The 12974-nt window shown below is 62.2% G+C and carries 9 protein-coding genes and 1 pseudogene; 2 read left to right on the top strand and 8 right to left on the bottom strand.

Translation table 11 applies throughout. The features are described 5' to 3' along the window. Positions 1–153: 153 nt before the first annotated feature. The 4 genes and pseudogenes from ABVN20_RS11460 to ABVN20_RS11445 all read right to left on the bottom strand — a co-directional run bounded on the left by ABVN20_RS11460 (position 154) and on the right by ABVN20_RS11445 (position 4499). Entirely contained in the window at positions 154–1125 is a 972-nt protein-coding gene (locus ABVN20_RS11460; RefSeq protein ID WP_368555720.1) for a FecR domain-containing protein, read from the bottom strand. Further along, complete coding sequence (locus tag ABVN20_RS11455; RefSeq protein WP_368555719.1) at positions 1122–1640, bottom strand: RNA polymerase sigma factor; 519 nt, start codon at positions 1638–1640, stop codon at positions 1122–1124. Before ABVN20_RS11455 ends, ABVN20_RS11460 begins: the two co-directional genes overlap by 4 nt. A 221-nt stretch (positions 1641–1861) precedes the next feature. Then, entirely contained in the window at positions 1862–2569 is a 708-nt protein-coding gene (locus tag ABVN20_RS11450; protein ID WP_368555718.1) for a PolC-type DNA polymerase III, read from the bottom strand. Beyond that, a pseudogene (locus tag ABVN20_RS11445) lies at positions 2566–4499 on the bottom strand (putative nucleotidyltransferase substrate binding domain-containing protein). The gene ABVN20_RS11450 and the pseudogene ABVN20_RS11445 overlap by 4 nt, the downstream one beginning before the upstream one ends. Before the next feature lie 258 nt (positions 4500–4757). On the opposite strand from ABVN20_RS11445, the gene ABVN20_RS11440 reads away from it, so the two are divergent. Further along, positions 4758–5204: a response regulator gene (locus ABVN20_RS11440; RefSeq protein WP_368555716.1), complete on the top strand. Its 447-nt coding sequence runs from the start codon at positions 4758–4760 to the stop codon at positions 5202–5204. 184 nt (positions 5205–5388) lie between these two features. Here ABVN20_RS11440 and ABVN20_RS11435 read toward each other — a convergent pair whose 3' ends face one another. Further along, on the bottom strand, positions 5389–7566 hold the full coding sequence (locus tag ABVN20_RS11435; protein WP_368555714.1) for a malate synthase G: 2178 nt from the start codon (positions 7564–7566) through the stop codon (positions 5389–5391). A 499-nt stretch (positions 7567–8065) separates the two neighbouring features. On the opposite strand from ABVN20_RS11435, the gene ABVN20_RS11430 reads away from it, so the two are divergent. Then, positions 8066–8584 (top strand): glycine cleavage system protein R, encoded by a 519-nt coding sequence (locus ABVN20_RS11430; protein WP_368555713.1) that lies wholly within the window; start codon positions 8066–8068, stop codon positions 8582–8584. A gap of 215 nt (positions 8585–8799) precedes the next feature. Here ABVN20_RS11430 and rarD read toward each other — a convergent pair whose 3' ends face one another. The 3 genes from rarD to ABVN20_RS11415 all read right to left on the bottom strand — a co-directional run bounded on the left by rarD (position 8800) and on the right by ABVN20_RS11415 (position 12926). Further along, positions 8800–9687, bottom strand: a complete 888-nt coding sequence (gene rarD / locus ABVN20_RS11425; protein WP_368555711.1) for an EamA family transporter RarD — start codon at positions 9685–9687, stop codon at positions 8800–8802. A gap of 191 nt (positions 9688–9878) precedes the next feature. Further along, a complete protein-coding gene (locus tag ABVN20_RS11420) occupies positions 9879–10853 on the bottom strand; it encodes a serine/threonine protein kinase (protein ID WP_368555709.1) in 975 nt (324 codons plus the stop codon). Between the two features lie 171 nt (positions 10854–11024). After that, the gene (locus ABVN20_RS11415) at positions 11025–12926 is read right to left on the bottom strand and encodes a PhoX family phosphatase (protein WP_368555707.1); all 1902 of its coding nucleotides are present in this window, start codon (positions 12924–12926) and stop codon (positions 11025–11027) included. Between the last annotated feature and the right edge of the window lie 48 nt (positions 12927–12974).

The following is a 12974-nucleotide window of genomic DNA, read 5'->3' as shown; positions in this document are numbered from 1 at the left end:
CTGGATGAAAATAATTTTTATTCAGGGGGATTTTTAGCGAATCGGATGGCGCTATCGCGAGCAGGCTCGCTCCCACAGTTCATTTATGGCGTACACAAATCCACTGTGGGAGCGAGCCTGCTCGCGATTGGGGCCTTCCGGCTTCCATCTATTTCAGGGCTTGGCATCCGCCTTCGCCACCGTCACCCACCACGCCGTGTGCTGCTCGATCTGCACCGGCAATGTCGGCAGCAGGGCGCTCAGGGCGAGGTCGGTGTTCTTCAGCGGGAAACTGCCGGTGATGCGCAGGTCTGCCACTTCCGGCGCTACGCCAAGGTGCCCGCGACGGTAGCGACCGAGCTCATGCACCAGGTCTTCCAGGCGCGCGTTATCCACCACCAGCATGCCGCGGGTCCAGGCGTCGGCGCCGACGTCCAGCGCGGCGATGGGGCCAAGGCCATTGCTGCGCATCAGCACCTGCTGGCCTTCCTGCAGAATCTGTTCGTCGGGGCTCGACTCCGGGTGTGCGGCCACGGCGGACTTCAACACGCTCAGGCGCGTGCCTTCTTCCTCGCGCTTGACCAGGAACCGCGTGCCCAGTGCACGCATGCTGCCCTCGCGGGTTTCGACGATGAACGGCCGGGCGTCGCCGTGGCCGGTTTCGACGAGGATTTCGCCGTCCTGCAGAATCACTCGCCGCTGCTTCTCGTCGAAGCGCACGTCCAGGGCACTGTGGGTGTTGAGGTTGATCACGGTGCCGTCGCTCAGGCGCAGGGTGCGTTGCTCACCGGTGGCGGTGCGTTGATCGGCCAGCCAATAGTCGACCGGCAGGTAGCGCCCACCGGCGAACAGGGCCAGGCCGATCACTGCGACGACGCTCGCCAGGCCATTGCCCAGCTTGCGCACCCGTCGGCGAATGCTTTCGCGCGATTGCAGCAACGCGGTGCGCGCCGGGCCGCTGGCCACGCTGAAACGCTGATCGAGCATGCCCAACTGGTTCCAGGCGCGGGCGTGTTCTTCGTGGGCGGCGTGCCATTTGGCGAATTCTTCGCGCTCCACCGGGTTGGCCGAGTCCAGAGACAGCTGCCAGGCGATCGCCGCGTCCAGCACCTGCGCCGAGACCGGTTTGGAACTGGTCGGGGTCACACCGGTTCTCCATACAGCGCGATGTAGCACTGACGAATGCCCTGGGCCAGGTACTGACGCACCCGCGGCACCGAAACGCCCAGGCGTTGGGCGATTTCCGCGTGGCTGAGACCGTCGAGACGGTTGTACAGGAATGCCGCCCGTGCCTTGCTGGACAGCTTGCCGAGCAGGCGGTCGATGTTCTTCAGGTCTTCGAGGATCAGTTGCTGTTCTTCCGGTGAAGGGTGTTCTTCCTCGGGGATCAGCATCAATTCGGTGAGGTAGGCCTGTTCCAGCGCGGCGCGGCGGAAATAGTCGAACAGCAGGCCCTTGGCGATCGCCACCAGGAACGCCCTGGGTTCGCGCGGTTCTTTGAGCTCATCGCGGCCGAGCAAGCGCACGAAGGTGTCCTGGCTCAGGTCCTCGGCCCGCTGGGGGCAGGCGATGTTGCGTCTGAGCCAGGCCAATAGCCAACCGCGATGGTCGCGATATAACGCACCGACGAGCTCACTTTGAGGGCTTGGGACTGACGACACGCAGCATCACCGATTAAGAAGTGTTAACTAACGAGAATTGTTCGCGATTGTGGCAGAGGCGAGAAAGGGAAGCAATTGGCCGCTGGTCGGCTGGTGAGAACGGCAGATAGACCGCGTTATCGTTCATCGCGGGCGAGCCCGCTCCTACAGAGATCTCTGAGCGCCGCCCACCCTGTAGGAGCGAGCTTGCTCGCGATGGGGCCCGCCCAGTCAACGAAGATTCAAAAGGACGGCGAATTCTGCCGCCGCTTCCACTGGCTCAACCGCTGTTGCAGATTCAGCGGGCTGTGAATCTGCTGCTGCCGCGCCCGGCTGAACAGGATCAACGCCAGTTCGGCGGTGGCCAGTGCATCGGCGCTGGCGTTATGGCGCTCGACCACTTCAAGCTTGAACCAGTCGATCCACTCATCCAGCCCGGCTTCGCGAATGTGCGCCTGCGGGCACAGCAGTGGTGCGATGTCCGCGACATCCAGGAAGGTGTGTTGCAACTTGTAACCCAGGTGATCCTTCAACGCGCGCCCGAGCATGTGCTGGTCGAACGGCGCATGGAATGCCAGCAAAGGGCTGTCGCCAACGAACTCCATGAACTCGACCAGCGCCTGCGCCGGGTCGCTGCCAGCGGCTACCGCGCTCGGGCCCAGGCCGTGGATCAACACGCTGGGCGCCACTTTCATGTCGGCGCATTGCAGGGTGCGTTCGAACTGCTGGCCGAAGTCGATGGCGCCGTCCTCGATCACCACCGCGCCAATGGACAGCACCCGATCCTTGTTCAGGTTGAGCCCGGTGGTTTCCAGGTCCAGCACCACCCAGCGCTGCTCGCGCAGGCTGCATTCGCCCAGCTCCGCCAGCGCTGGCAGGTCTTTGAGCCGTTGCTGCAATTCCCCGGACAACATGGGGCCGGTCGGTCGCAGCCAGGAAAACAGGCTCATAACTGATACCGCAGGGTCAGGCTGCTTTGCAGGCGTTGGGCCTGGCGCAGGGATTCACGCAGGATGCGGCGATCCAGGTGATTGAGGCTGTCGGGATCGACCCGGTTGGAGTAGGGCAGGTTCTCCCGCGTTTGTAGCTGATGTTGCTGCATGCGGGTTTGCTGAATGAAGTGGTAGGCCTCTTCGTACGCTGCGCCGTCGAGCTTGTCGATCACTTCCTTTTCCACCAACTGACGGAAACGCTCCAGGGTATTGTTCGCGCCGATGCCATGGGCCAAGGCGAGCAGGCGTGCACCATCGACGAAGGGGCCCAATCCCTGGGCCTTGAGGTCCAGCGTGGCTTTCTCGCCGTTCTTGCGCGCCAGCACGAACTCGCGGAAACGCCCTACGGGCGGGCGGTTGCGCAGGGCATTCTCGGCCATCATGCGCTGGAACAGGCGGTTGTCGCCCACCTGGTCGAGGATCCCGCGACGCAGTTGCTCGCAGCTCTGCTCGTCGCCCCAGACCACCCGCAGGTCGAAGTAGATGCTCGACCCCAGCAGGTTCTCTGGTGTCGCTTCACGAATGAACGCGGCAAAGCGTCGGGCCCACTCGGCGCGGGACAGGCACAGCTCGGGGTTGCCGGCCATGATGTTGCCCTTGCACAGGGTGAAGCCGCACTGCGCCAGGCTGTGGTTGATGTGTTGCGCGATGGGCAGCAGCTTGCCGCGAATCTCGGCGGCATGCGCCGCATCCCGGGCTTCGAAAAGAATGCCGTTGTCCTGGTCGGTGTGCAGCGTCTGTTCGCGCCGGCCTTCGCTGCCGAAGCACAGCCAGCTGAACGGCACGCCGGGGTCGCCTTTTTCGGCAAGCGTCAGTTCGATCACCCGGCATACGGTGTGATCGTTGAGCAGGGTGATGATGTGGGTGATCTGGGTTGAGGAGGCACCGTGGGCGAGCATGCGCTCCACCAACTGGCCGATCTCGCCCCGCAGCGCCACCAGGTTTTCCACCCGTTGCGCACTGCGGATGGTGCGCGCCAGGTGCACCAGGTCGACCCGTTGCAGGGAGAACAGGTCGCGCTCGGAGACCACGCCGCACAGGCGTTGATCCTTGACCAGGCAAACGTGGGCGATGTGCCGTTCGGTCATGGCAATCGCCGCATCGAAGGCGCTGTGATCCGGGCTCAGGAAAAACGGCGAGCGGGTCATGTGCCCGTCGATGGCTTCGTTGAAATCATTGGTGCCGCCCGCCACCACGTGGCGCAGGTCACGCAGGGTGAAAATCCCCTGGGCGTCTTGTGCTCGTTGACGATCACAATGCTGCCCACCTGCTGTTCGTGCATCAGGGTCACGGCTTCGCGCAGGGGCGTTTGCGGGCTGCACGTCACCGGGTGACGCATGGCCAGCTCACCCAGGCGGGTGTTGAGCGAGTACTGGGTGCCGAGGGTTTCCACGGCTTTTTGCTGGACTTGCTGGTTGACCTGATCCAGCAGGCTGCTGACCCCGCGCAGGGCGAAATCACGAAAGGTGTTGGACAGGGCGAACAGCTTGATGAACGCCAGCTTGTTCAGTTGCAGGCAGAAGGTGTCTTCGGCGGCCAAATGTTCGGTGCGGGTCGCCCGCTCGCCCAGCAGCGCAGCCAGGGGGAAGCACTCGCCGGTAGTGATTTCGAACGTGGTTTCGGTGCCGCCCTTGGCGCTGTGGGGGCGTTCACCCACCACCCGGCCCTGTTTGACGATGTAGAAATGCTCAACCGGGCCGTCGGCGGGTTTGATGATGCTCTCGCCGGGCGCATAAAAACGCAGCTGACACTGTTCAACCAGATAGGCCAGATGGGCGTGTTCCATCTGATTGAAGGGCGGGAAGCGCTGAAGGAATTGCAGAGTGCCCTGGATGTTCTGCAATACCGCGGTTTTCCCTGCCTGGGTGAAGGCGTCCGCTTTACTCATAACCATTACCGCAGTCTTTTTTAAAATTGTTGTTGTCGGATGACTCAGCCATGGTCAGCTTCTGAGCGCCAAGTGCCCATTGGACGTAAGTCTAGGATGGCCCGGGGACTGCAAAATTTCGGAAATCCCCTACGCAATCTTTGGAAAAAACTATCCTTTCCCTTATAGGCAAAAAATCCGACGAAGTGCACATTAGAAGGTCTCCTTAGGATGTCTCACCACTGAGCCAGGGAAGAATTTGATTACCTAGAGAAAGCCATGTCCGACCACGATATTTTGAGTGACGCCGAACGCGCAGCGCTGAGTGCCGTCATGCTGGAGCCCGATCTGCCGCCGCAACGGGTGCTGATCGTTGACGACGATAAAGACGCTCGCGAGCTGTTGTCGGAAATATTGGGGTTGGATGGCATTCGCTGCATGACCGCTTCCAGTGGCGAAACGGCGCTGAAGATGTTGAGTGAGAAACCCTCGATCGGCCTGGTGATCACCGATCTGCGCATGGGCCACGTCGATGGCCTGGACCTGATTCGCCAGGTGCGCGAATCCGTGAGGGCGGCCATGCCGTTCATCATCGTTTCCGGCGATGCCGACGTGAAGGATGCGATTGCCGCGATGCATTTGAGCGTGGTGGACTTCCTGCTCAAGCCCATTGATACGGGCAAGCTGCTGGCGTTGGTCAAGCATGAGTTGGGGATGGAGCCCTGACCGAACCGTTCCCGTCCCTGTAGGAGCGAGCTTGCTCGCGATGGTCGTTAACGATTACACGGTTCTACCTGATACCCAGCGGCGGTCTTGCGTCCATCGCGAGCAAGCTCGCTCCTACAGGAATCAAGCAGCACATACAAAAAAGCCCTGATCGACAGATCAGGGCTTTTTTCATTGGCTTCAGTTACAGGCCATTGGCAGCCTTGAACTCACGACGACGACGGTGCAGGACCCGCTCGGTGTAGCCGTTGGGTTGTTTGGTGCCTTCGATCACCAGTTCGACCGCCGCCTGGAAGGCGATGTTGCTGTCGAAATTCGGCGCCAGCGGACGATACAGCGCATCGCCCGCGTTCTGACGGTCAACCACTGGCGCCATGCGCTTGAGGCTTTCCATCACCTGCTCCTGCGTGACGATGCCGTGACGCAGCCAGTTGGCGATGTGCTGGCTGGAAATGCGCAGGGTGGCGCGGTCTTCCATCAGGCCGATGTCGTTGATGTCCGGCACTTTCGAGCAGCCGACGCCCTGGTCGATCCAGCGCACCACGTAACCGAGAATGCCCTGGGCGTTGTTGTCCAGTTCGTTCTTGATCTGCTCGGCGCTCCACTGCGGGTTCACTGCCAGCGGGATGGTCAGGATGTCGTCCACCGAGGCCGGTGCACGCTTGGCCAGTTCGGCTTGGCGGGCGAATACATCGACCTTGTGGTAGTGCAGCGCGTGCAACGCGGCGGCGGTTGGCGACGGGACCCAGGCGGTGTTGGCTCCGGCCAGCGGGTGGGCGATTTTCTGTTCGAGCATCGCCGCCATCAGGTCCGGCATGGCCCACATGCCTTTACCGATCTGCGCACGACCTTGCAGGCCGGTGCTCAAGCCGATATCGACGTTGGAGTTCTCGTAGGCGCCGATCCATTTTTCCGCCTTCATGTCGGCCTTGCGCACCATCGGGCCGGCTTCCATGGAGGTGTGGATTTCATCGCCGGTGCGGTCGAGGAAGCCGGTGTTGATGAACACCACGCGCTCGCTGGCCGCCTTGATGCAAGCCTTGAGGTTGACCGTGGTACGGCGCTCCTCGTCCATGATCCCGACTTTCAGGGTGTTGCGCGCCAGGCCCAGCACGTCTTCGATGCGACCGAACAGCTCGTTGGTGAACGCCGCTTCTTCCGGGCCGTGCATCTTCGGCTTGACGATGTAGATCGAGCCGGTGCGGGTGTTCTTGCGCGTGGTGTTGCCATTGAGGTTGTGCAGCGCCGCCAGGCACGTCACCAGGCCGTCGAGGATGCCTTCCGGCACTTCGTTGCCCTGGCTGTCGAGGATCGCGTCGATGGTCATCAGGTGACCGACGTTGCGCACGAACAGCAGCGAGCGGCCGTGCAGGCTCAGCGCGCTGCCGTCGACGGCAGTGTAGGTGCGGTCGGCGTTCATGGTGCGGGTGAAGGTCTTGCCACCCTTGGCGACTTCTTCTGCCAGGTCGCCCTTCATCAGGCCGAGCCAGTTGCGGTAGATCACCACTTTGTCGTCGGCATCGACGGCCGCAACGGAGTCTTCGCAGTCCATGATGGTGGTCAGCGCGGCTTCCATCAGAATGTCTTTGACGCCGGCAGCGTCGGTCTGGCCGACCGGGGTGCTGGCATCGACCTGGATTTCGAAGTGCAGGCCGTTGTTTTTCAGCAGGATGGCGATCGGTGCCGCGGCATCGCCCTGGAAGCCGATCAGTTGCGCGTCGTTGCGCAGGCCGCTGTTGCTGCCGCCCTTGAGGGCGACGACCAGCTTGCCGTCAGCGATGCTGTAGCGGGTGGCGTCGACGTGGGAGCCGGCGGCCAAAGGTGCGGCTTCGTCGAGGAAGGCGCGGGCGAAGGCAATGACCTTGTCGCCGCGAACCTTGTTGTAGCCTTTGCCTTTTTCCGCACCATCGGCTTCGCTGATGGCGTCGGTGCCGTAGAGCGCGTCGTACAGCGAACCCCAGCGGGCGTTCGAGGCGTTGAGCGCAAAACGGGCATTCATCACCGGCACCACCAGTTGCGGGCCGGCCATACGGGCGATTTCTTCATCGACGTTTTGCGTCGTTACCTGGAAATCGGCCGCTTCTGGCAGCAGATAACCGATGTCTTGCAGGAACGCCTTGTAAGCCTGGGCGTCATGGGCCTGGCCTGCACGTTCTTGGTGCCAGGCGTCGATACGAGCCTGGATATCATCGCGTTTGGCGAGTAGGGCTTTGTTCTTCGGCGCCAGGTCATGAATGACCTTGTCGGCACCGGCCCAGAACGCTTCGGCGGTGAGGCCGGTTCCGGGAATGGCTTCGTTGTTCACGAAGTCGAACAGGACTTTGGCGACCTGCAGGCCACCGACTTGAACGTGTTCAGTCATTGCTTGCCTCACTCTGCTCAGCTATTTCGCTTTTGTTCTTCAAATTGACAATCAAGCCTGGGGCTATTTAAACCACAAACCCCTTCCCTCGGTACATGCCCTTTCGGGCGGCCGGGATGGAACCGATCAACGGCTTTGAAGCCTTGCTGACTGGGCTTTGGGGGTTGCGAGCGTGCCTGCGGCAGACCTCGATCCAACGTTATGTAGTGCGCGCTGCGGCATACTACATGATCAATTGCGCTTGTGAAAATTAGACTAATTACGTCGTTCTGCGACCCCGTGACGCATTGCAGTCACGGCGAAGCACGGGATGTTCTCAAAAAACTCATGGATTGTTCCAGTTAAATATCGTGAGTTGTACACGATTTGTCGTTCGCGCCGCCCCGATCCCTGTAGGAGCGGGCTTGCCCGCGATGGCGTCCGCCCAAACAACACACAACCCCCGCTTGCCTATACTTGCAACTCAACTACAAAAATCATGACCAGAGAGGGCTGCGCCATGGACCACCTCGTACTCACCGTTTTCGCGCCGGACAAACCCGGCCAGGTCGAGCGCATTGCCCAATGCATCGCCGAGCAGGGCGGTAACTGGCTGGAAAGCCGCATGTCGCGCATGGCCGGGCAGTTCGCCGGGATTCTTCGGGTGGGCGTGCCGGCAGAGGCCTACGACGCGCTGGTCGATGCCTTGCAAGGCTTGTCGACCCAGGGCATTCGCGTGTTGATTGCCGAAAGCTCGATCGAGCAGTCCTGCACCTGGAAGCCGATTGCCATGGAACTGGTGGGCAATGATCGCCCGGGGATCGTGCGCGACATCACGCGACTGTTGAGCGAGCAGGGGGTGAACCTGGAGCGTCTGGTCACCGAAGTGCGCCCAGCGCCGATGAGCAGCGAGCCGCTGTTCCACGCCGAGGCGATCCTGGCCGTGCCGCTGACGCTGTCGCTGGATGTGCTGCAATCGCGCCTGGAAACCCTGGCGGATGACTTGATGGTGGAATTGGTGCTGCGCAGCGAGCCCTGAACGGGTTATCCAGTTTATTCGTGCACCGGCCTGTGGATAACCTGTAGAGACAGCCCGCTAGCCCCCGCCGGCCGGGCTTCTTCAAGAACTGATCAAAAAACCAGCAGTTTCAACGAGTTGCGCACAAACGGCGGGGATCACGCTGTGGATAACCTTGGGAAGGATGCGTGCAGGCCACGGCGAACGCGGCCTGCAGGGCTTTGTGCGTTTTTTGATCAGCTGCGCCGGCGCAGACTTATCCACGCATCGACGCTGTAAACCGCCAGCCCGGCCCAGATGAACATGAAGGCGATCAGGGTGGTGGACGACAGATGCTCACCAAACAGCAGCACGGCTTGCAGCAGCACCAGCGTCGGCGCCAGGTATTGCAGGAAGCCCAGGGTGGTGTAGGGCAGGTCCCGCGCGGCGGCGTTGAAGCACACCAGCGGCACCAGAGTGACCGGCCCGGCGGCGATCAGCCACCAGGCCTCGGTGGTGGTCCAGAACTCGGGTTGGGCGGTCATGGCCGTCTGGTTGAACAGCAGCCAGGCCATGGCCAGCGGCACCAGCATCCAGGTTTCCACCACCAGCCCGGGCAGGGCCTTGACCGGCGCCTGCTTGCGGATCAGGCCATAGAAGCCGAACGTCAGCGCCAGCACCAGCGACACCCACGGCAAGCTTCCGACCTGCCACACCTGCTGCGCCACACCCACAGCCGCCAGCCCGACGGCGATCCACTGCATGCGCCGCAGCCGTTCGCCGAGGATCAGCATGCCCAGCAGCACATTGACCAGCGGGTTGATGTAGTAGCCGAGGCTGGCTTCGAGCATGCGCCCGTTGTTTACCGACCAGACATACGTCAGCCAGTTGGCCGCGATCAGCGTGCCGCTCAGGGCAAGGATCGCCAGGCGCTTGGGGTTGTCACGCAATTCGCGCCACCAGCCCGGGTGCTTCCAGACCAGCAGCAACAGGCTGCCGAACAGCGCCGACCAGATGGCCCGGTGAATGATGATCTCGACCGCGGGCACGCTGGCGATGGCTTTGAAATAGATCGGGAACAAGCCCCAGATGATGTAGGCGGTGAGGCCCAGGATATACCCGCGACGCGGGTTGGCAGCTTGCATGCAGAATCCTTGCTTAGGCAGCTAACAAAAGAGTGATTGTAAGGAAATTTGTCTACAAATGTCCCGTAAACAACGGTGGAGCCAATACCTGTAGGAGCGAGCTTGCTCGCGATGCAGTGAGTCAGCCAACGTTGATGGTGAATGACGAACCGCAATCGCGAGCAAGCTCGCTCCTACAGGAGGGGCTGTGGTCAGAAGAGTTTCAATGGCTCTTCATTCAACGCCGCCAATTGCTCGCGCAGCGCCAGCACCTGATCCCCCCAGTACCGCTCCGTGCCAAACCAGGGAAAACTGTGCGGGAACGCCGGGTCATCCCAGCGCCGGGCGAGCCAGGCGCTGTAGTGCATCAGGCGCAGCGCGCGCAACGGTTCGATCAGTGCCAGTTCCCGTGGGTCGAAGTCGTGAAACTCGTTGTAGCCATCCATCAGCTCCGACAACTGGCCCAGGCAGGCCTGGCGATCGCCGGCGAGCATCATCCAGATGTCCTGCACCGCCGGGCCCATGCGGCAGTCGTCGAGGTCGACGATGTGGAACACCTCGTCGCGGCACATCATGTTGCCGGGGTGGCAGTCGCCGTGCATGCGGATGTTCTGGTGCGGGGTAGCCTGGTAAACCTCTTCCACACGCTTGAGCAGGTCGCGGGCCACTGACTCGTAGGCCGGCAGCAGGCTTTTGGGAATGAAGTTGCCTTCGAGCAGGATGGCCAGCGAGTCATGGCCGAAGTTTTTCGTGCCCAGCGCTTCGCGGTGCTCGAACGGCCGGGTCGAGCCGACGGCGTGCAGACGCCCGAGCAACTGGCCGAGGCGATACAGTTGATCGAGGTTGCCCGGCTCCGGCGCGCGGCCGCCACGGCGGGGAAACAGGGTGAAACGAAAACCGTTGTGTTCGTGCAGGCTGGTGCCGTTGTGCATCAGCGGCGCGACCACCGGCACCTCGCACTCGGCGAGTTCGAAGGTGAACTGGTGTTCTTCCAGGATCGCTTCGTTGCTCCAGCGCTGCGGGCGATAGAACTTGGCGATCAGCGGTTCTTCGCCTTCGATGCCGACTTGGTAGACGCGGTTCTCGTAACTGTTGAGCGCCAGGATGCGCGCGTCGCTGAGAAAGCCGATGCTTTCGACGGCATCGAGCACGAGGTCTGGGGTGAGGGTTGCAAACGGGTGGGCCATGCTGACTCCTGCGCGCAGCAGGCTGCTGCGTCCGGCCAGGCATGGTAGCGCAGACGGCCTTGTAAGGGTTGGGACTGTGGTGAAGCTATCGCGGGCAAGCCCGCTCCTACAGAGGATTTGTGAACGACACAGATCAACTGTGGGAGCGGGCTTGCCCGCGATGAGGCCCTATCAGGCGCCGACGACCCCGCCATCCTCACGGGTAATCGCCATCACCGAAGACCGCGGCTTGCCATTGGGCAAATGCTCGGGGAAGGTCGAACCACCGTTTTCCCCGGGATGCTGAATACCGACGAACAAGGTCTTCTGGTCCGGCGAGAAGCTGATGCCGGTCACTTCGCAACCAATCGGCCCGACCATGAAGCGGCGGATCTCGCCGGTCACTGGGTCGGCGCAGAGCATCTGGTTGTTGCCCATGCCGGCGAAGTCCCCGGTATTGCTCGAATCGCCGTCGGTGAGGATCCACAGCCGGCCGGCCTTGTCGAAACCCAGGCCGTCGGGGCTGTTGAACATGTTCTGCGGGGTGACGTTCGACGAGCCGCCCTTGGGCGTGCCGGCGTGCACGCCTGGGTTGCCGGCGACCACGAACAGGTCCCAGGCGAAGCTGTTCGACGCGTGATCGTCACGGTCGGTGCGCCAGCGCAGGATCTGCCCGTAGACGTTTTTCTCCCGTGGGTTCGGGCCGCCGACCGGCTGGCCGTCTTCGCCGCGTTTGGCGTTGTTGGTCAGGGTGCAATAGACCTGGCCATCCTTGGGGCTGACGACGATCCATTCCGGACGGTCCATGCGCGTGGCCTTCACCACGGTGGCGGCCAGGCGTGCATTGATCAGCACTTCGGCCTGGCTGGCAAAACCGCTGCTGGCGTCGATGCCGTTCTTGCCGTGGGTCAGTTCGACCCACTGACCTTTGCCCTTGGGGTGGTCGGCATTGCCGTCGCCGGCGTCGAAGATCGCCACGTACAGGGTGCCGTGGTCCAGCAGGTCACGGTTGGCCTTGGGGTTCTTGTGGTTGATCTTGTCGCGGCTGACGAACTTGTAGATGAATTCGCCACGCTCGTCGTCGCCCATGTACACCACGGCGCGCCCGTCATGGGTTTCGGCCAGGGCGGCGTTTTCGTGCTTGAAGCGGCCCAGTGCGGTGCGCTTGACCGGCGTCGATTTCGGGTCGAACGGGTCGATTTCCACCACCCAGCCGTGACGGTTGAGTTCGTTGGGGTTTTTCGCCATGTCGAAGCGTTCGTCGTGCGGGTGCCAGTTGATCTCCTTGCTGGCGGCCACCACGCCATAGCGCTTCTGAGCGGCGTCGAACTTGTGCTCGGCATTGCTGCTGCCGAAGCAGTCGGTGAAGTTCTCTTCACACGTCAGGTAAGTGCCCCACGGCGTCTTGCCGTTGGCGCAGTTCTGGAAGGTGCCGAGGACGTTCTTGCCCTGCGGGTCGGCGCTGGTCTTGAGCAGGTCATGACCGGCGGCGGGGCCGCTGAGGGTGATCGGCGCATTGCCGTGGATGCGACGGTTGTAGCGCGAGCCCTGGACGAACTGCCAATGGCCCTTCTTGCGTTGCACCTCGATCACCGTCACGCCTTCGCAGGCCAGCGCCTTGCGCACTTCTTCGGCTGACTGCGGCATGCCGCCGTGGGGGTAGAGGTAGCGGTAGTTGGTGTATTCGTTGTTGATCGCCATCAGCGCCCGGTCTTTCTCGCCGGGAAACTCGAACAGGCTCATGCCGTCGTTGTTGTCGCCAAACTGGACTTCCTGCTGGGCGGCGGTGCCGTTGCCACTCGGGTCGAACGCCGGGCCGTCCTTTTGCAACGGCTGGCCCCAACTGATCAGTACCGAGGACTTGTAGCCGGGCGGCAGGGTAATGGCATCGCTGGTGGCCGCGGGGATGCTGGCAAAACCCAGCAGCTTGCTGTTGCCGGCGCTGACGCTCGCGGCCATCACGCTGCGGCTCAGCAGATTACCGCCGAGGAACATCGCGGCACCGCAGAGGGCGCCGGCGCTGATGAAACCACGACGGCTGAGGCCGACCATTTTTTCAAGGTCGGTGGATTGGTTCTCTTCTAATAGGCTCACGGTCAGGCTCCCTGCGGTTTTTTGCAGTCACCTTAAAGCGCGTAAATG

The organism is Pseudomonas sp. MYb118 (assembly GCF_040947875.1).
Classification (GTDB): Bacteria; Pseudomonadota; Gammaproteobacteria; order Pseudomonadales; family Pseudomonadaceae; genus Aquipseudomonas.
Note: the sequence above shows the minus strand (reverse complement) of the source record. Positions and strands in the feature narration are given on the sequence as shown.